General features: G+C 74.0%; 10 protein-coding genes. 5 read left to right on the top strand and 5 right to left on the bottom strand.

The features are described from left to right. The first annotated feature begins 187 nt into the window (after nt 1–187). Nucleotides 188–6,667 (top strand): SDR family NAD(P)-dependent oxidoreductase, encoded by a 6,480-nt coding sequence (locus ACQPY4_RS40455; RefSeq protein WP_433330484.1) that lies wholly within the window; start codon nt 188–190, stop codon nt 6,665–6,667. A gap of 33 nt (nt 6,668–6,700) precedes the next feature. Beyond that, entirely contained in the window at nt 6,701–8,026 is a 1,326-nt protein-coding gene (ccrA, locus tag ACQPY4_RS40450) for a crotonyl-CoA carboxylase/reductase (protein WP_433330482.1), read from the top strand. Between the two features lie 14 nt (nt 8,027–8,040). On the opposite strand, the gene ACQPY4_RS40445 is transcribed toward ccrA, so the two are convergent. Then, a complete protein-coding gene (locus tag ACQPY4_RS40445) occupies nt 8,041–8,802 on the bottom strand; it encodes an AfsR/SARP family transcriptional regulator (protein WP_433330480.1) in 762 nt (253 codons plus the stop codon). A gap of 168 nt (nt 8,803–8,970) precedes the next feature. Between ACQPY4_RS40445 and ACQPY4_RS40440 the strand changes: the two genes are divergently transcribed. Next, nucleotides 8,971–9,699, top strand: a complete 729-nt coding sequence (locus ACQPY4_RS40440; protein WP_433330479.1) for a DUF3238 domain-containing protein — start codon at nt 8,971–8,973, stop codon at nt 9,697–9,699. Nucleotides 9,700–9,811: 112 nt separating this feature from the next. Continuing rightward, nucleotides 9,812–13,465, top strand: a complete 3,654-nt coding sequence (locus tag ACQPY4_RS40435; RefSeq protein ID WP_433330477.1) for a hypothetical protein — start codon at nt 9,812–9,814, stop codon at nt 13,463–13,465. A gap of 5 nt (nt 13,466–13,470) precedes the next feature. Here the strand turns inward: ACQPY4_RS40435 and qcrB are convergent, their stop codons facing one another. Beyond that, the gene (gene qcrB, locus ACQPY4_RS40430; protein ID WP_433330475.1) at nt 13,471–15,090 is read right to left on the bottom strand and encodes a cytochrome bc1 complex cytochrome b subunit; all 1,620 of its coding nucleotides are present in this window, start codon (nt 15,088–15,090) and stop codon (nt 13,471–13,473) included. Nucleotides 15,091–15,386: 296 nt separating this feature from the next. Between qcrB and ACQPY4_RS40425 the strand changes: the two genes are divergently transcribed. Further along, nucleotides 15,387–16,676: a PucR family transcriptional regulator gene (locus tag ACQPY4_RS40425; RefSeq protein ID WP_433330473.1), complete on the top strand. Its 1,290-nt coding sequence runs from the start codon at nt 15,387–15,389 to the stop codon at nt 16,674–16,676. Here the strand turns inward: ACQPY4_RS40425 and ACQPY4_RS40420 are convergent. The 3 genes from ACQPY4_RS40420 to ACQPY4_RS40410 all read right to left on the bottom strand — a co-directional run bounded on the left by ACQPY4_RS40420 (nt 16,664) and on the right by ACQPY4_RS40410 (nt 20,094). Continuing rightward, a complete protein-coding gene (locus ACQPY4_RS40420; RefSeq protein ID WP_433330471.1) occupies nt 16,664–18,265 on the bottom strand; it encodes a DUF4153 domain-containing protein in 1,602 nt (533 codons plus the stop codon). The genes ACQPY4_RS40425 and ACQPY4_RS40420 overlap by 13 nt on opposite strands. Before the next feature lie 72 nt (nt 18,266–18,337). Continuing rightward, a complete protein-coding gene (locus ACQPY4_RS40415; protein ID WP_433330469.1) occupies nt 18,338–19,420 on the bottom strand; it encodes a HAMP domain-containing sensor histidine kinase in 1,083 nt (360 codons plus the stop codon). Further along, nucleotides 19,417–20,094, bottom strand: a complete 678-nt coding sequence (locus ACQPY4_RS40410) for a response regulator (protein WP_433330467.1) — start codon at nt 20,092–20,094, stop codon at nt 19,417–19,419. The genes ACQPY4_RS40415 and ACQPY4_RS40410 overlap by 4 nt, the downstream gene beginning before the upstream one ends. Between the last annotated feature and the right edge of the window lie 54 nt (nt 20,095–20,148).

The following is a 20,148-nucleotide window of genomic DNA, read 5'->3' as shown; positions in this document are numbered from 1 at the left end:
CCTGACTTCTTGCCGGGGACGCTCGATTATCCCATCAGGCCACACCGGATCCGCCGATGTCTTGTCATCGCCATGACAAGTCGTCAGGGAGAAAAGTGGCCCTGATGCGCATCGTGAGACGCTCGGACTGGGCCAAAGTGGTCCCTCCGCTTCGAACGGTCCTGGGTCATTGAGGGGATCCGCAAGCATGCTGAGCAACGATCGTTCCGAGGCCGCGCAGGGCGACCCAGACGACGGAACATCCATCGGCGGCGACGCCGTCCGCCGTTACCTGATCGACCAGATCGCGCGCCGCTCGAAGATCTCCCCGGCCGAGGTCGACCCCGACCGACCGCTCGAAGAGTTCGGCCTGGCCTCCCGCGACGCCGTGGCGATGGCGGGCGAGCTGGAGCAGATGCTCGGCCGCTCCCTCCCGGCCACCCTCGTCTGGGAGCATCCCACCATCAACCGGCTGTCGGCCGCCCTCGCCGGCGGCGCCGCCCTCGTCTCCTCGGCGGCCCCGGCGCGGCCGGTTCCGGACGCGCGGCCCGACGAGCCCATCGCCGTCATCGGCATCGGCTGCCGCTTCCCCGGCGGCGACCGCGACCTGTCCGGCCCCGCCGACTTCTGGCGGTTCCTCACCGGACGCGGCGACGCGGTCCGCGAGGTGCCCGACGGCCGCTGGGACCCCTTCGACGACGGCTCGCCCGAGGTGGGCGACCTGCTGGCCCGCACCACCCGTCTCGGCGGCTTCCTGGACGACGTGGCGGGCTTCGACGAGCGCTTCTTCGGCATCACGCCGCGCGAGGCCGCCGTCATGGACCCCCAGCAGCGGCTCGTCCTGGAGGTCGCCTGGGAGGCGTTCGAGCACGCGGGCCTGGCCCCGGCCGGGCTGCGCGGAAGCCGCACCGGCGTGTTCGTCGGCGTCTCGTCCCCCGAATACGCCGCGTTCACGGCGTCCGATCTGGCCGCCCTTGAGGCGTTCACCGCGACGGGCGCCGCGCTCAGCATCATCGCGGGCCGCCTGTCCTACCTGCTCGACCTGCGCGGCCCCAGCATGATCGTCGACACCGCGTGCTCGTCGTCGCTGGTCTCCACCCATCTGGCGGTGCAGGCGCTGCGCAACGGCGAGGCCGACGTGGCGCTGGCGAGCGGGGTGAACCTGCTGCTCTCCCCGACGATCACGATGACGTTCGACCAGGCGGGCGGCACCGCGTCCGACGGCCGCTGCAAGGCGTTCGACGCCTCGGCCGACGGCATGGTCCGCGCCGAGGGCTGCGGGGCCCTGGTCCTCAAGCGCCTGGCCGACGCCGAGCGCGACGGCGACCGGGTGCTCGCGGTGGTGCGGGGCTCGGGCGTCAACTCCGACGGCCGCTCCAACGGGCTGGTCGCCCCCAACTCCGAGGCCCAGCGCGCGCTGCTGCGCGACGTCTACGGCGCCGCCGGGATCGACACCCGCGAGGTCGACTATGTCGAGGCCCACGGCACGGGCACGTTCCTCGGCGACCCGATCGAGGCCAAGGCCGTCGGCGAAGTGCTGGGCGCGGGCCGTCCCGAGGACGAGCCGCTGCTGCTCGGCTCCGCCAAGTCCAACCTCGGCCATATGGAGTCCGCGGCGGGCGTCGCGGGCCTGATCAAGACCGTGCTGGCCCTGCACCACCGGACGATCCCCGCCAGCCTCCACTACAAGGAGCCCAACCCGCACATCCCCTTCGACGAGCTGCGGCTCGCCGTCGTGGCGCGGGAGACGCCCTGGCCCGAGCGGTCGCACCCGCCGCGCGCCGGTGTCTCCGGGTTCGGCTTCGGCGGGACGAACGCGCACGTGATCCTGGAGGCGGCCCCGGCCGTCCGGGAGACCGCCCAGGAGCCCGTCGCCGTCCGGACGTTCCCGCTCTCCGACGTCGCTCCCGAGCGGATCGCCGACCACGCCGCGCTGCTGGCCGGGTGGGCCGCCGACCGCGAGGACGCGGCGCTCGCCGACATCGCCCGCACCCTGCACCGCAGGGCCGGGCGCGGGCGCGCCCGCGCCGCCGTGGCGGCCCGCGACCGCGCCGGGCTCGTGGACGCCCTGACCGCCCTGGCCGAGGGACGTCCCCACCCGGGCGTCGTCACCGGCACGGCCATGGGTGTTCCCGGACGTCCCGCCTGGGTGTTCTCCGGCTACGGCGCGCAGCGGCCCGGCATGGCGCGGCGGCTCCTGGAGGAGGAGCCCGCGTTCGCCGAGGCCGTCGACGACCTCGACGGGCTGTTCGCCGCCGAGGGCGGCCCCGCCCTCTGGGACATCCTTGAGTCGGGCGCCAAGCCCGACGGCCCCGCCGAGACGATGCCCGTCCTGTTCGCGGTCCAGATCGGCCTGGCGCGGATGTGGAAGACGTACGGCATCGTCCCCGGGGCCGTGATCGGCCACTCCATGGGCGAGGTCGCCGCGGCCGTCGTCGCGGGCTCGCTGACCCTCCAGGACGGCGTCAAGGTCATCTGCCGCCGGTCCCGGCTGCTGACCCGGCTGCTGGGCGGCAACGGCGCGATGGCCGTGCTCGGCGCGTCGGCCGAGGAGGTCGCCCGGCTCGGTCACGACCTGCCGGACGTCCACGCCGCCGTCCACTCCTCGCCCCGGCAGACCGTGGTCACCGGCGACGCCGCCCAGATCGACGCGATCGTGGCGCGGGCCGAGGCCGAGGGACGGCTGGCCCGCAAGGTGCAGGCCGAGGGCGCCGGGCACTCGCCGCAGGTCGATGCGCTTCTCGGGCCCCTGCGCGAGGAACTCGCCGAAATCGGCGAGGAGCCCGGTACCCCGCTCGCCGAGGGCATCGCGCTCTACACCACCGCGCTCGACGACCCCCGCGGCGCCACCCGGTTCGACGCCGAGTACTGGGCGGCGAACCTGCGCAACCCCGTCCGGCTGACCGACGCGGTCGCCGCGGCCGCCGAGGACGGATTCCGGACGTTCATCGAGGTCAACGCCCATCCGATCCTCGCGCACGGCGTCGGCGAGACGCTGGAGGGCACCGGCGCCCTGGTCACCCACACGCTCAAGCGGGCGCCCAAGGGCCAGGAGACCGACGACACGCTGACCTTCCACGCCCAGCTCGCCGCGCTGGCGGCCAACGGCCACACCGTCGCGCCGCCGGTGGACGGCGCCGTCATCGACGTGCCACCGGCGCCCTGGCGCCACGAGCACCACTGGGCCGACCTTTCCCGGCGCAACGCCGGGGGACGCGACGAGCACCCCCTGCTCGGCGCCCATGTCGAGCTTCCGGGCGAAGACCGCCACGCCTGGCGCGCCGACGTCGGCACCGCCGCGCAGCCCTGGGTGGAGGGCGCCCGCGTCCACGGCCTGGCCACGCTGCCCGTCGCGGCCTTCGCCGAGATGGCGCTGGCCGCCGGGGCCGAGGCGCTGGGCGACGACGCGGTGCGCGTCAACAGCCTGTGGATAGAGCGGCCGCTCGCGCTGGGCGAGCACACCACCGTCACCACGACGTTCACCGAGGCCGAGCAGCGGGTCGAGATCCACGCCCTGACCCCGGCCGGGACCTGGCTGTGCCTGGCCAGCGCGGACGTCGGAGACGACCACCGGGCGCCGGCCGTCCCGCTGGCCGGGGCGTCCACCGAGGTCGCCGCCGCCGAGCGGGGCAGCCGGCACTACCGGCTGCACCCCGAGGTCTTCGACCGCTGCCTGGCCGTCCTGGCGGCCGAGGCGGAGGCCGTCGCGGGTCCGGGCCCCTGGCTGGCCGAGACGGTCGGCAGCCTGCGGGTCTACGGCCCGACGCACCGGGGCGGCCATGTCCGGGCCGAGATCACCCTCGACGACGACGGTCCCATCGGCTCCCTCCAGCTGCTCGGCACCGGCGGCGAGGTGCTGGCGGACGCGTCCGGCGTCGTGCTGCGCCGCGTCGAGCGCACCGACCTTCCCGTCCCGCTGGCCGACAAGCTCGTCGAGCTGGTGTGGGACGAGAGCGACGTCCCCGAGCCCACGGTCGCCGCCGACGCCGCCTGGCTGCTGCTGGCCGACACCGGCGACGCGCTGGCCGCGTCCGTCGCGTCCGACCTCGAAGGACGCGGCCACCGTGTGCTCCGGCGGCGCCCCTCCGCCGAGACGCCCCTGCCGGACGAGCCGCTCACCGGCGTCGTGCTGATCCCGGCCGCCGACCTGGTGGACGAGGCGCTGGTCCTGGCCGTCGCCGAGACCAGCCGGTCGCTGCCCGACGGCCCGCGCCTGTGGGTCGCGACGCGCTCGGCCCTGCCCGTGCTCACGGGTGAGGCGGGCGAGCCCGCCCACGGCTTCGTCAGCGCGCTCACCCGCGTCCTGGCGTTCGAGCGCACGCCCCAGCGCGCCACCCACGTCGACGTCGACCGGCCCGCCGACCTGGTCGCCGAGCTGCTCGGCGACGGCGACTCCCGCGAGGTCGCCTGGCGCGCCGGGGTCCGCCGCGTCGCCCGCCTGGCCATGGCCCGGCTGCCCGAGCCCGCCGCGCGGCCGAAGCGGATCGTGCGCCGGGGCGGCGCCTACGTGATCACCGGCGGCTACGGCGGTCTCGGCCTGGTGACGGCGGGCCTGCTGGCCGAGCGGGGCGCGGGACGCATCGTCCTGTCGGGCCGTTCGGGTCCGGACGCCGACGCCGAGAAGGTCATCGCCAGGCTCCGCGAGAGCGGCGTCGACATCGGCGTCGTCCTCGGTGACATCGCCGAGCCCGGAGTGGCCGAGCGCCTGGTCGCGGTCGCTGCCGAGGGCGGCACCCGGCTGTGCGGCGTCGTCCACGGCGCCGGGGCGGTCGACGACCGGCTCGTCGACGACCTGGGCGTCGACGACCTGCACAAGGTGTGGCACGCCAAGGTCGAGGGCGCCCGCCGCCTCGACGAGGCCACCCGCGACCTCGACCTGGACTGGTTCGTCCTGCACTCCTCGGCCGCCGCGCTGCTCGGCTCGCCGGGCCAGGCCGCCTACGCCGCCGCGAACGCCGCGCTGGACGCCCTGGCCGCGCGGCGCGGCGCCGAGGGACGTCCCGCCACCACCGTGAACTGGGGCACCTGGTCCCGGGTCGGCGGGGCCGCCGACCTGAACCTGACCGTCATCGACCCGATCAGCCCGGACGAGGGCGTCGAGGCCCTGGAGGCGCTGCTGGTCTCCGGGCGGGCCGCGACCGGTGTGCTGCGGTTCGACCCGGCCACCGCCGTGAGCCTGTTCCCCGCGATCCGCCAGATGCCCTACTTCGACGCGCTGACCGAGGCCGCCGGGCGGGACGCCGACGACGCGGGCGACTGGCCGGGCGTCGAGGCGCTCAGGGAGCTCGAACCGGCCGAGGCCCGCGCGCTGGTCGCCGCGCAGGTGCGGTACCGGATCGCCTCGGTGCTGGGCTTCCCGCCGGACCGCCTCGACCCGGCCGTCCCGCTGACCGACCTCGGCCTCGACTCGCTCGTCGCGGTCCGGATCAAGAGCGGGGTCGAGCACGACCTGGGGCTGACGGTCCCGGCGGCGGTGCTGCTCCAGGGCGCGAGCGTCAACGTGTTCGAGGAGTGGGCCTCGGGCGAGCTGGGCTTCGCGGGCGCGCCCGCCCCGGCCGCCACCGCCGTCTCCAACGCCGAGTCGGGCTATGTGATGCCGCGCGACGCCGCCGAGCGGCTGGCCGTGCGGATCGTCGAGGACGTCCTCGGGCTCGACCGGGTGAGCGTCACCGCCGGGTTCTTCACCGACCTCGGCGGCCAGGACCACCAGGCCGACCAGGTCGTGGCGCAGGTCGCGGCCGAGCTGGCCGAGGCGGCGGGACGTTCCGGGGTCGAGACCGCCACGGTCACCCGGGACGAGCTGTTCGCCGTCCCCACCGCCGAGCACCTCGCCGAGTTCCTGCGGGCGGCCGACGAGGAGGCCGCGCGGCAGACCGTCCGGCCGCTGAAGGCCACCGGCGACCGGCGGCCGATCTTCATCGCGCACCCGGCGGGCGGAACCACGGCCTGCTACCGGCAGCTGGTCGACCTGCTCGGCTCCGACCAGCCGGTGTACGGGCTGGAACGGTTCGAGGACGCCCCCTCGGTCGAGGAGCGCGCCGCCCGTTACGTCGAGCAGCTCCAGGCCAAGCAGCCCGAGGGCGCGTTCCGCCTCGGCGGCTGGTCGTTCGGCGGGGTGCTGGCCTACGAGACCGCGCGGCAGCTCACCGCCGCGGGCCGCGAGGTGGAGTTCGTGGCGCTGTTCGACGCGGGCCTGCCGCTGCCGGTGGACGACGAGTCCGACACGCTGGCGCGCCGGTTCGCGGCGTTCGCCGACTACGTCAACGAGACCTACGGGCTGGAGGTCAGCCTCACCTACGACGAGCTCGCGGGCCTGGACGAGGAGGCCCAGTTCGCCCTGGTGATGGAGCGCGCGGCGCCGCTGGTGGACCACATCCCCCCGGCGGCCCTCACCCACCAGCTAACCTCCCACCAGGACACCCGCTCGCTTGAGGCCTATGAGCCCGGCGCCTACGACGGCCGCGTCATCCTCTACTACGCGCCGGAAGAGACGCCGTGGGCCGTGCGCGACGCCCGTTACGTGCTCGACGGCACCAACGGCTTCGGCGGGCTCTGCTCCGACCTGGAGGTCGTGACGATCCCCGGGGTGCACCACCTGAACCTGCTCGATCCGCCGGGCGTCGAGGTCCTCGCCGCCCACCTGGAGGGACGGCTCGCCGACGCACCGGCGCCGCTCCAGGTTCGCTGAAGATCCACACCCCGCCGCTCACGGAGGATTGATATGTCACAGTCCGACGCTCTGCTCGAAGCCGCCCGGTCCGGCGCGTCCGGCCGGGAACTGCTCGACATCGAGCTGCCCGCGCGCTTCCGCGCCGCCCACACGCTCAAGGACGAGGTGGGCATCTTCGAGGGGCAGACCGACAAGGACGTGCGGCGGTCCCTGCACGTGGGCGACGTCGACATGCCCGAGCTGGCGCCGGACGAGTGCGTGGTCGCGGTGATGTCCGCGGCGATCAACTTCAACACGGTCTGGTCGGCGATCTTCGAGCCGGTGCCGACCTTCGCGTTCCTGGAGAAGTTCGGCCGCCAGGGCTGGTACGGCGCCCGGCACGACCTGCCGTACCACGTGCTCGGCTCCGACGCGTCCGGCGTGGTCGTCCGGGTCGGCTCCGGCGTGAAGAGCTGGAAGCCCGGCGACCGCGTGGTCATCTCGCCCTCGTACGTCGACGAGGAGGACCACGGCTCCTACGACGACGGCATGATGAGCGAGACCCAGCTCGCCTGGGGCTTCGAGACCAACTTCGGCGCGCTGGGCGACTACTGCATCGCCAAGGCCAACCAGCTGATCCGCAAGCCCGCCCACCTGACGTGGGAGGAGGCGGGCGCCAACACGCTGTGCGCCGGCACCGCCTACCGCATGCTGGTCGGGAGCCACGGCGCCCGGATGAAGCAGGGCGACGTCGTGCTGATCTGGGGCGCGACCGGCGGCCTCGGCTCGTACGCCACCCAGCTGGTGCGCAACGGCGGCGGCATCCCGGTCGGCGTGGTCTCCTCCGACGAGAAGGCCGACATCGTCCGCGCCCAGGGCTGCGAGCACGTCATCAACCGCAACGACCTCAACCTCGGCGAGGAGGGCCTGCGCCACCCCAAGGCGGGCCGGGTCCTCGGCGAGGCCATCCGCCGCCTGGTCGGCGAGGACCCGGGGATCGTCTTCGAGTACCTGGGCCGCGAGACCTTCGGCTCCTCGGTCTACGTCGCCAAGCGCGGCGGCAAGGTCGTCACGTGCGGCTCGTCCACGGGGTACAAGCACGAGTACGACAACCGCTTCCTGTGGATGCGGCTCAAGAGCATCATCGGCTCGCACGGCTTCAACTACCACGAGGCCGTCCAGGTCAACCGGCTGATCGGCCTCGGCATGGTCCACCCGACCCTGTCCAAGGTGTTCCCGCTGGAGCAGGCCGGCGAGGCCACCCGCGCGGTACAGACCAACCAGCACGTCGGCAAGGTCGCCGTGCTGTGCGGCGCCACCGCCGAGGGCCAGGGCGTGGACGACCCGGCCTTCCGCGAGCGCGTCGGCGAGGAGAAGTTCCACCTCTTCCGCCGCTGAGGCACGGCTGTACCTCAGACGGCCGCCGCCGGGCGCGGCGGGCGGAGGGAGGGGTCATGGCAGAGGATGGCCCCTTCCAGCCGCCGCAGCCCGGGCCCGGGGTCGAGGCCGAGCTCCTCGGCCATGATCCGGCGGCCCTCGCGGCACACCTCGAGGGCCTCGGAGATCCGTCCCGCGCGGTAGAGCGCCAGCGCGAGCTGGACGCGGGGCCGCTCCCGCAGCGGGCTGGCGGCGGCGATCGAGCGCAGTTCCCCGACGAGCAGGGAATGGCGTCCCAGGCGCAGTTCCGCCTCGACGCGTTCCTCGATCGCGCCGAGCCTCAGCTCGTCGAGGCGGACCGATTCGGCCAGCGTGGGGACGAGATGGTCCTGGTCCTCGTAAGGCGCGCCGCGCCAAAGCGAAAGCGCCTCTCCGAATGACGCGGCCGCCCTTTCGGGCTCTCCGGCAACGGCCTCTTTCCTGCCCTGTTCCACAAGGGCGGTGAAAACGTCGGAGTCGAGTTCGCCGGGAAGAACGCGAAGGACATATCCGGCGCTGTGCGAGGCGAGCCGGTCGGTTCCGACCGCCCTGCGCAGGTGATGCACATAGCCCCGCAGGGTGGTGAGCGCCGAGCGCGGCGGCGCGTCCCCCCACAGACCGTCGATGAGCCGCCCGGACGACACCGGCCGGTCGGGACGGCACAGCAGGAGCGCCAGCAGATCGCGCAGCTTGGGTGACAGCTCCACCGCCGTCCCCGGCTCGCGGACCTCCAGCGGACCGAGCACTCGGTATCTCATCGGTTCCCCTTCCAAAGCGTCGTGCCTCAGGTCTACGGGGGCCGCTGGTTGTCCAAAAGGGCTGGTCACGAGCGCCGGACAATCCCAACGCAGCTCCAACGCCCCTCCAATCGCGGTGGCGCAGAGTTCTGCGTGACGGGGGGACCCGGAGCGGAGGAAGGGAACATCATGAGGAACGGTCTCAGGTCGGCGCGGGCGGTCGGGGTGCTCGCCGTGGCGGGCGCTCTCCAGGTGGGCGCGATGACGGCGGGTTCGGCTCCGGCCCTCGCCGAGGCGGCCCCGGCCAAGAGCGCGGGAACCGGCGGCAAGAACTACACCACGACCCATTTCGTGTACCGCACCTTCATCACCGACAAATACGTCGGAGGAGCGGCGGTGAAGGCGTGCGCGGGCACGACGAAGAACTGGAAGTTCGGCGGCGACAACCGCAGCTATTCCACCAGCCCGACCGCCTCGCACCGGACGTACATGGGCGTCGTCGTGCATTGGAAGAAGGACAAGTTCCCGCACATCGAGTGGGGCAAGAGCGCCGGGAAGACCAAGCTCTACAACGAGAAGAACAAGCTCATCCGCACCAAGACCGCCTCGACGGCGGACATGCGGATTCCCACGCGTATCGTCAGCAAGACCAAGGTGAAGTTCACCATCGACCACAGCGCGACCAACCCGCACTGCCCGACGATCGGCGGGGCGATCAAGTACAAGATCGCCGTCACGCTGAACCGGAACGGCTCCTGGTACGTGTCCGGCTGGCGGCGTCCCGTCCCGAACCACGAGTCCTACATCTGGCAGGACAAGAAGGCGCCCCGCTGGATCCTGCGCCACGGCAACAAGGGATTCCACTGCCTCACCGGCGTCTGCAAGAACGACAAGATCAACATCGGCGGCAAGTCGTAACGGCCTGACACGGCCCGGGCGGGGGAGGACCCCTGCCCGGGCCGCTCGCGCTTCCGTAAGATCCGGTCGTGCCCGGGTCCGCCCCGGGATGGACCGTTCTTCGGGGGGTGGCGTGGGGAGGCCAGAGCGTCCGGTCGATCCGCATGCCGGGCCGGTCGAGCGCCTGGCCTGGGAGCTGCGGCGCCTGCGCAACGAGGCGGGCCGTCCCAGCTACCGCGAGCTGGCACGCCGGGCGCATTTCTCCCGGAGCACGCTGGCCGAGGCCGCGACCGGCATGCGCCTGCCGACGCTGGAGACGACCGTCGCGTACGCGGTGGCCTGCGGCGGCGAGCGCGTCGACTGGGAGGCCCGGTGGGCGGAGGCCGCGGCCGAGCTCGAACGCTCCCGGCGCCGCTGCCCTTACCCCGGCCTCGCCCCGCTGCGGGGTGACGACGCCGATCTGTTCTTCGGACGCGACCGGCTGGCCGACGATCTCGACGAGGCCGTGCGCCGGGGACCGTTCACGGCGGTGTTCGGCGCGTCCGGCAGCGGGAAGTCCTCGCTCCTGCTGGCCGGGTTGCTGCCGCGCCTGGAGGCGCGCGGCACGCCCTCGGCCGTGATGACGCCGGGGGCCCGTCCCACCGCCGCGCTGGAGGAGGCGCTCGCCTCGCTCGGCGAGAAGGGCGTGCTGGTCGTCGACCAGTTCGAGGAGGCGTTCACGCTCTGCGCCGACGACGCCGAGCGGGCCGCGTTCCTGGACGCGCTGACCGCTCTGGAAGGGCCCACGGTCGTCATCGGGGTGCGGAGCGACTTCTACGAGCACTGCTCGCGGCATCCCGGCCTGGTCGCGGCGCTGCGCGAGAACGTCCAGCTGCCCCTGGGCCCGGTCTCGGCGGGCGAGCTGCGCGCGATCGTCGTGGAGCCGGCCGCGCGGGTCGGGCTGTCGGTCGAGCCCGCGCTGGTCGAGGCGGTGCTCGCCGACGCCGACGGGGAGCCGGGCAGCCTTCCGCTGGTCGCCCACGTCCTGCGGGAGACCTGGAGCCGCCAGCCCGGGGACGAGCTGCGGCTGGCGGACTACCGGTCGGCGGGCGGGGTGCGCGAGGCCGTCGCCCGGACCGCCGAGCGGCTGTACCAGGACCTCGACCCGGCGCAGGGCCGCCTGGTCAGGTCGGTGTTCCTGCGGCTCACGGCGCTGGGCGAGGGCACCGAGGACACCCGCCGCCGCCTCGACCGCGACGAGCTGACCGGTCTCGGCGACCCCGGCGAGCTGGACGAGATCCTCGACCGGCTGGCGGCCGCGCGGCTGGTCGTGGTGGACCGCGACACCGTGGAGGTCGTGCACGAGGCGCTGATCCAGGCCTGGCCCCGGCTGCGCGGCTGGCTGGCCGACGACCGGGAGGCGCTGTACCGCCACCGCAGGCTGACGGTGGCGGCGGTGGAGTGGGACGGGCACGGCTGCCGGGAGGAGTTCCTGTTCCGGGGCGGCAGGCTCGCGGTCTGGGAGGGCCAGGACGCCGAGGCGCTGAACGAGGTCGAGCGCGCGTTCCTGGCCGCGGGCCGGGCGCGGGAGGCGGGCGAGCGCGCGGCGGCGCGGCGCCGCGTCCGCCGGGGGTTCGCGGGCCTGGGCGTCACGGCCGTGGTCGTCAGCGTGCTCGCGGTGCTGGCGCTGATCCAGGCCGACCGCAACGCCGACGCCAGGGACCGGGCGTACTCGCGGCAGCTCGCCGCCGAGGCGCGCCGCCAGCTCGCGCTCGACCCGAGCCTGGCGCTGCTGCTGGCGACCCGCGCCTACGAGGCCGAGCCCACGGCCGAGGCCGAGAGCGCGCTGCGGCAGACCGTCGTCGACGCCCGTGTCCGCGCCGAACGCGCCACCGGGTTGTCGAACGCGGGGGGTCTGACGGCGGCTCCCGATCGCCGGAGCTTCGCGGTGTGGGGCGGCGGCAGGGCCCCGGGCTCGACCGTCCAGCTGTGGCGCTGGGACGGGACGTCCCTGACCAGGAACGGTGCCGACATCGAGCCGGGCGCGGCCGTGACGGGCGCCGCCTTCAGCGCGGACGGGCGGCGGCTCGCCCTCGGTGCCGGTGACGGGACCATCGGCGTGTGGGAGCTGTCCGGGACGCCGAGGCGCACCCGGCTCCTGCGGCTGGGCGGATTCGGGACGACCGCCGTCGCGTTCGCCCCGGACGGCCGCCTCGCGGGCGCGCTCGGCCGCGACCTGCGCGTCTGGAACCCCGACCAGACCCGCGAGCTGGAGCGGGTCAAGGCCCCCGGCTACCTGGAGTCGCTGGCGTTCGACCCGGGCGGGACGCGCCTGGCGACCGGCGGCCTCGGGTTGCCTATCCGGCTGTGGGACGCGTCCGGCCCCCGGCTGAAGGGCCTCCAGGAGGCGGCCGGAGGCTCGCCGCGAAGGGTCGCGTTCGCCCCCGACGGGGCCTGGGCGGCCTCGGCGGAGGCCGACGGCGGCTCACTGTGGCGGCTGCGGGGCTGGCCGTCCCGGGGTGAGTGGAAGGCTCAGGCCCGGCTCCGCGGCCATGGCGGATACGTCGAGGACGTCGAGTTCAGCGCCGACGGCACGAGGCTGGCGACGTACGCCGACGACCGGACCGTCCGGGTCTGGACGACGGGCAGCGTCCTGGATCCGCTCCTGCTCAGGATTCCGTCCGGGGCCACCAAGGGCGTCGCCTTCGCTCCGGACGGCCGCGCGCTGGCCGGGATCGCCAACGACGGCACGCTGCGCGTCTGGGACGTCCAGGTGGGAACGGCCGCCCCGCCCGGCCGCCCCGGTATCGAGGACGTCTCGATCAGCGCCGACGGCCGGTACACGGCCGCGCTGACCGTGCGCGGCGACCGGGTCGTGGTCCGGGACGCCACCCGGGGCGCGGCGCCGGTCCTGGACCGGCGGGTCGGGGCGCGGGAGGCGACCGCGATGGTGCTCAGCCCCGACGGGCGCCGGGTCGCGACGGCCGGGTCGGGCCCGGTGCGCGTCTGGGATCTCGTCCGAGGCGGCGAGCCGGTCGTCGTGGACCGCCGCCCGCGCCTGGGCGCCACGCTGGCCTTCAGCGCCGACGGCGGGACGCTGGCCGTCGGCGACGGCGACGGCCCCAAGGTGTGGCGGGTTTCCGGGCAGGGGCCGCCGGTCGAGATCGCTCTCCCGAAGGGGCCCGCGGGCGGGCTGTGGAACGGCGGTCTGGCCTTCGCCCCCGACGGGCGGCGGCTGGCGGCCGGGCGCGCCGACGGGACGGTCGGGATCTGGGACCTGGCGTCCCGGGAGCGGCCACGGGTGCTGCGCGGGGGCCGCAAGCCGTCCGCCGACCTGGTCTTCGGTCCGGACGGGCGCCTGCTGGCGGGTGCCGCCGCCGACGGCACGGTCCTGATCTGGGACGTGGCCGGGGGCGGCGCGATCACCACCGTCCTGCGCGGCGAGGGCGGCGACATCCTGCACGGCCGGTGGCTGTCGTTCAGCCCGGACGCCCGCTGGCTCGCGATCACCGACCAGGCCGGTGGCCTGCGCCTGTGGCGGACCGGCGGCGGCCCCGACCCGCTGGTCGTCGGCGGGCTGGGCACCGCCGCCGGGCCTCTCGCCTGGCGGGGGAACTCGCTGGTCGCCTCGCTCCTGGGGGCGGTCGGACGCGAGGGCGCGGGCCGGTGGCCGCCGCCCGCCCACCTGCGGACGTGGACCTGCGAGGTCTGCGTCCCGGGCGGGCGGCTGCTCGCGCTGGCCCGCGACCGGGCCACCAGGGCGCTCACCGCCGAGGAGCGCCGCGTCTACCTCACGCGGTCGGAATAAGCCCCTCAACGGTCGAGGGCCTTGTGCTCGCCGGTCACCGCGTGGCCGTCGCCCGGGGGCTCGGCCAGGTCGGCGGAGAACCGCCGGTTCAGGGCCAGCCGGACCCGTCCGAGCGGGCCCCGGGACTCCGGCGCCTCGACCCCGAGGTGCTCGGGACGGTCCAGCGCGACCGCGACGGGCGGCCTCGGGTCGGTGATCGGCGCCGCGCGGTCGGCGGGCAGGGGCCGCTCGACCTCGATGTACTCGCCGGACGGCAGGCGGCGGATGATGCCGGTCTCCAGCCCGTGCTCGACCAGGGCGCGGTCGCGGCGCTGGAGCCCCAGGCAGATCCGGTAGGCGACGACGTAGGCCAGCACGGGCCCGAGGATCACCGCGCCCCGGAAGAACCAGGTCGTCCAGAACAGCGGGACGTCGAACTTGTAGGCGATGATGTCGTTGCCGCCCGCCGCCCACAGGACCCCGTAGAACGTCACGCCCGCCATGCCGATGCCGGTGCGGGCCGGGACGTCGCGCGGCCGGTCGAGCAGATGGTGGATCTCGTGGTCGCCGGTGACCCAGCGCTCCACGAACGGGTAGACGGCCAGGCCCGTGAACAGCACGCCGGGCACCACCAGGGCCGGGACGACCACGCTCATCGCGACCGTGTGGCCCAGGGCGTTGATCTCCCAGGCGGGCATGATCCGCAGGGAGCCCTCCAGCCAGCCCATGTACCAGTCGGGCTGGGAGCCCGCGCTGATCGCGCCCGGGTCGTAGGGGCCGAACAGCCAGATGGGGTTGATCTGGAAGAACGTGGCCAGCAGGACGGTGACGCCCGCGGTCCAGAGGAAGAAGGCGGTCGTCTTGCCGATGAAGACCGGGAAGAACGGGCCGCCCTTGACCGTCCGGTTGGTGCTGCCCTTGCCGGGGAACTGCGTGTGGGTCTGCCGCCAGGTCAGCACGACCGCGTGCAGGGGGATCAGCGCCGCCAGGATGCCCGGGATCAGCAGGACGTGGATGACGTACAGCCTCGGGATGATCAGGTCGCCGGGATACTCGCCGCCGAACAGGAACATCGTCGCGTAGGTGCCGACGACCGGGATCGCCAGCGTCACGCCCTCCAGGAGCCGGATGCCGGTGCCCGACAGCAGGTCGTCGGGGAGCGAGTAGCCGAACAGTCCGTTGACCATGACCAGCACGAACAGCGTGATGCCGATCAGCCAGTTGAGCTCGCGGGGCTTGCGGAACGCGCCGGTGAAGAAGTTGCGCAGCAGGTGGACGACGATCGCCGCCATGAACAGGATCGTCGACCAGTGGTGGATCTGCCTGACCAGCAGGCCGCCGCGCACCTCGAAGCTGATGTCGAGCGTGGAGGCGTACGCCTCGCTCATCCTGACCCCGCGCAGCGGCGCGTACGAGCCGTCGTAGACCACCTCGGTCATGCTCGGCTTGAAGAACAGCGTGAGGAACACGCCGGTCAGCAGGATGATCACGAAGGAGTAGAGGGCGATCTCGCCGAGCAGGAAGCTCCAGTGGTCGGGGAACGCCTTGCGCGCGGCCTTCTTGGCCCAGGACGTGCCGCCGAACCGGTCGTCGATGGCACGGCCGGTCGCGGCCACGGACTTGGGGGATTGCGGGGACCTGGCCACGAGGACCTCCTGCGCCGGCGGCCCCGCGGACCGCCGGTTGCATCGGTCGTGCGTCCTACCAACGTCCCGACCAATGTCGCATTTCTTGACGGTCCGTCCAACCCCCCTGGCCACCTTCGACCAGGTCGCGGCGGGGTTGGGGCCGGTGCGAACCCGGCATCCGGTCCGGCCGAATCCGGTCTTAAGTCGACCTAGACTTTGCGCCCGAGGGTGGCAGGGGTCATGATTTCCACCACGGAATACGCGTAAGTAACTAATTACCCCCTGTGTTCGCTACGCGACGCGGGGGAGTCGAGGTGGGTGAGATACGCGTGGCGGACGAGGGGACCAGCACAGCCGCACAGCCGTGGTCGGAGCTTCCCCGAGAGCTGGCCGAGCACATGAGGCCGCATCTCGACGAGGTCGCCGACGACATGATCCAGGAGATCCAGAACCGCGTCCGCGAGTACGACCGCCCGATGGACGGGTCCTACACCGGCACGCTCCGCCTGGCCGTCGAGCGCGTGCTGCACTTCTTCGTCGACCGGGTGGCCGACCCGGGTGCCGACAGCGCGTCCGTCCAGGACTTCTTCCGCTCCATCGGCCGCAACGAGGCCGGTGAGGGCCGCAGCCTGGACGCGATGCAGACCGCGATGCGCGTCGGCGGCATGATCGCCTGGCGCAACATCACCGAGGGCGCGGCCGACACCGATGTCGACCCGCGCACGCTCGGCTCCATCGGCGAGGCGCTGATGATGTTCCAGGACGAGCTGGCCCAGGCGGCCGCCGAGGGGTTCGCCCAGGCCAGGGCAGCCGTCGCGGGTGAGATGCAGCGCCGCCGCAAGCGACTGATGGACCTGCTTTTCGCCGACCCGCCCGCCGCCCCCGAACTCATCGCCGACCTGGCCGCCGCCGCGCACTGGCCGCTGCCCCGCACGATCGCCGCCGTCGCCCTGGGCCAGCACCACCAGGACTCCCGGCAGCCCGCGTTCCCGCCCGACGTCCTGGCCGACCTCACCCGCAGGACCCCGAGCCTGATCATCCCCGACCCGGACGGGCCCGGCCGCGCCAAGCTGGTCGACCGGGCCCTGAGCGACTGCCTGGCCGTGGTCGGCCCGACCGTGCCGATCGCCGACGCGGCCCGGTCGATCGAGTGGGCCCGCAAGACCCTCGGCCTGGTCCACCGGGGCGTCATCGAGGCCGACACCGGGGTGATCCGCAGCGTCGAGCACATGTCCACCCTGATCCTCTTCCAGGACGAGGAGCTGATCGGCTCGCTGGCCGACCTGCGGCTCGCGCCCCTGGCCCATCTGCGCGCCAGCCAGCAGGACCGCCTGGCCGAGACCCTGCTGGCCTGGCTCCAGTCGGGCCGCAACGCCAACGAGGTCGCGATGCGGCTGCACGTCCACCCGCAGACCGTCCGCTACCGTCTGCGCCAGCTGGAGGAGCTGTTCGGCGACCAGCTGCTTGACCCCGACCTGCGCTTCGACCTGGAGATCGTCCTGCGGGCCCGCAACCTGCTGGCCGACCAGGGCGCCGAGCGCGTCCAGAACCGCGAGGCGGTCGGCGGCAACGGGGAGGTCGTCAGCTTCCGTCAGCACCGCTGATCCGGCCGCCGGTCCAGGATCACCCGTGCCCGGTGGCGGGCCAGGTTGGCCGCCACGGCGGGCTCGGACCGGTCGAGCCGGGCGGCGATCTCCCGGAGCGCGCACGAGCGATGGGGCTCGGGCAGCCGGTCCAGGGCCGGGACGGCGTCGGCCGACAGCCCGCTCAGATAGCCGGTGTCGATCTTGCCGGTCTGCTCGAAGCGGGCCACGTTCCGCTCGGCGATGAACGCGTCCGGGTCGATCGCCGCCAGGGCGATCAGCGCGACCGCTCCGCTCGCGGCCACGGCGCGGGGCAGCCACGAGGCCCGCCACCGTACTCCGGCCGCCGCGACCAGCACGATCACCAGGCCGAGCCAGAGCTCGAAGGCGTGCACCCACAGCCGCAGGCGCGTCCAGCCGTAGGTCTCCTCGTACAGGTAGAGCCGCCGCAGCGCGACGGACACGACCACGAGGGTCAGCGCGCACAGGAGCCCGAGCAGGCCCCTGACCACAGCCCGTCCGCGCGCGTCCGCCATCGGGGCCCGGCGCATCGCGACGGCGATCACGACCAGGACCAGCACGGTCACGACCACGAGCTGGAAGAAGCCCCGGCGCGCGTACTCGGCGTAGGTCAGGCCCGTCGACTTCAGGAGCGCGTCCTTGTCGGACGCCAGCAGCACGCTCGCCTGGACCGCGCAGAACGCCATGAACAGCAGGTCGAGCGCCGCGATCGGCACCGCCCACGACCACAGGGGCGCCGCCTTCGGCCGGTCCGGCGTGAGGACCTTCAGGGGCGGCGGCGCCAGCGTCACGTAGACGAAGGTCAGCGCGGCCCAGGCCGTCACGATGCCCGCGACCACGTGCCAGAGCACCGATCCGCCCGACACCTCGGGGAGCAGCCCCTCGGCGAGGTCGCCGAACGCCGCGTCCGCCGTGGAGAACAGGGCGCCGAAGACCGCCAGCAGCGCCAGCGCGAGCAGGACCGTCCGGACGATCGGCACGGTCCGGTCCCGGCCGGACGTCATGGTCTCCCGGGCGCCCCGCCCGGCCCAGGACCCCATCTGGGCGGACGCCAGCCCCAGCGCGCCGCCTCCGGCCAGTACCTGCGTCCAGGAACGGCCGCCCACCACCCCGTAGGAAGCGATGGGCACCGCCAGCGCCGCCGCCAGGGCCACGATCCAGACCGCGTCCCGGACCGAGGCCACCCCGGCCAGCACCAGCGCCAGCGAGCAGAACGCCAGGCCCGTCCGGTTGACGCGCCGCCGCGTCCCGTCGCGCACCACCATCCGCCCGGACGACCAGGCCACCGGCAGGGTCACGGCGGTGACGGCCAGCGCGGCGATGAGGAGGTTGAGACCGGCGAAGCCCTCGGGCACGAGCGCGCCCAGCGCCCCAGCGCCGATCAGCCCCGCCGCCGCGATGCCGCCCAGCAGGCCCGCCGAGAGCGGCCGTCCGGGGGCGCGCCAGTCGAGGAACAGGCGCTCGAGCCGCGTCGGGTCGCGCGGCGGCGGAGGCGGCGGCACGGGTCTGCGGGGGACGGGCGGCGGTGCCGGTTGCGGCGGCCACACCGGCTGGCCGTAGGGGACCGGTCGGTTCGGGGGGTTGCTCATGAGGGATCTCCTCGTTTCTCGGCATGGTGAAGAGAACCGGCGGCGGAAATCGCGGCCGGTTGTGGACGGTGGTCAGCGCAGTGCGGCGGGGCTGGCCGGGATCAGGACGCGGATATGGCAGCCGCGCTCGGAGTCGACGACGTGGATGTCGCCGCCGTGCAGGTCGACGGCCCACCGGGCGATGGCCAGGCCGAGGCCGGTGCCGCCGTTGGGGGTGCCGACCCGCGACCCGTAGGACGTGCCATAGGGAGTCGCGCCCCGGTTGAAGCGCTCGAAGACATGGGCGCGCTCGCCGGGCGGGATGCCCGGACCCTCGTCGGCGACCTCCAGGAGCAGCCCGCCGTCCGCGGTGGACGGGCGGGCCCGCACAGTGACCGTCCCGCCGGGCGGGCTGTGCCGGGCGGCGTTGTCCAGCAGGTTGGCCAGCACCTGGTGCAGGCGGTCGCGATCGGCCACCGCGCGCAGGCCGGGGGTGACGTCGGCCTCGACCAGGGTGTCGGGGTATCCCGCGTGGGCCTCGGCGGCCACCCCGGTCACGAAGTCGCCCACGTCGATCGCGCTCAGGTCGAGCTTGGCCACGCCCGCGTCCACCCGGGACAGGTCGAGCAGCTGGGTGACCAGTCGCCCCAGCCGCTCGGTCTGGTCGAGCGCGGACTCCATCACCTCGGGCGTCGGCGGCGTGACGCCGTCGGCGACGTTCTCCAGCACCGCACGCAGCGCGCTGATCGGGGTGCGCAGCTCGTGCGAGACGTTCGCCACGAACTCCCGCCGCTGCCGGTCGACCTCGGCCAGGTCGGCGGCCATCCGGTTGAACGCCAGCGCGAGCTCGCCCACCTCGTCGCGGGACGTCGCGCGCACCCGGCGGCTGTAGTCGCCGCGCGCCATGGCCCGCGCGGCGGCGGTCATCTCGCGCAGCGGCGCCGTCATGCCGTGCGCGATCAGCTGAGTGACGACCATCGAGATCAGCACGCCCACGGGCAGCGTCTGCCGCGCCATGAAGCCCGCCACGTACCCGTACAGGACGATGAAAGTGGCGGTGGTGGCCGTCACCATCGACAGCATCCCGAACTTCAGCTTGATCGAGCGCAGCGGGTCGAGCGGGCGGGGCAGCCGCGCCCAGGCCCGGCGCACGACCTGGCCGCTCGCCCCCGTCATGACGGGACCTCCAGGCTGTAACCCACCCCGTGGACGGTGCGGATCAGGTCGGCGCCGAGCTTGCGGCGCAGCTCCTTGACGTGGGTGTCGACGACCCGCGTCCCGGACGCGTCCGACCACTCCCAGACCTGCTCCAGCAGCACGGCCCGGGTCAGGACGCGGCCGGGCTGCCGGGCCAGGCAGCCGAGCAGGTCGAACTCGGTGGGCGTGAGATGCACCTCGCGGCCGTCCCGGCGGACCCGGCGCGACCCGGTGTCGATCTCCAGCGGCCCGGTCCGCAGGATGCCCGGCGGCGCCGTCTCGACCCGGTCGACGCGGCGCAGGACGGTGCGGATCCGGGCCACCAGCTCCCGCATGCTGAACGGCTTGGTGATGTAGTCGTCGGCGCCGACGCCGAGCCCGACCAGCAGGTCGGTCTCGTCGTCGCGGGCGGTGAGCATCAGGACCGGGACCGGACGCTCGGCCTGCACCCTGCGGCACACCTCCAGGCCGTCGAACCCGGGCAGCATCAGGTCGAGCACGATGAGATCGGGCTCGTAGCTCCCGGCCAGCTCGACCGCGCGCGGCCCGTCGCCGGCCAGCTCCACCGCGAACCCCTCGGAGAGCAGGCGGTCGGCGACGGCCCGGGCGATCGTCGGCTCGTCCTCGACGACCAGAATGCGCTGTTCGTTCACAGAGGCGACTCTAGAAGCGCCGTGCGGGGGACGTGAGGGAGAGTTGTGGGGGTT

Origin of the sequence: Spirillospora sp. CA-294931 (assembly GCF_050946795.1) — a bacterium.
Taxonomy (GTDB): Bacteria; Actinomycetota; Actinomycetes; order Streptosporangiales; family Streptosporangiaceae; genus Spirillospora.
Note: the sequence above shows the minus strand (reverse complement) of the source record. Positions and strands in the feature narration are given on the sequence as shown.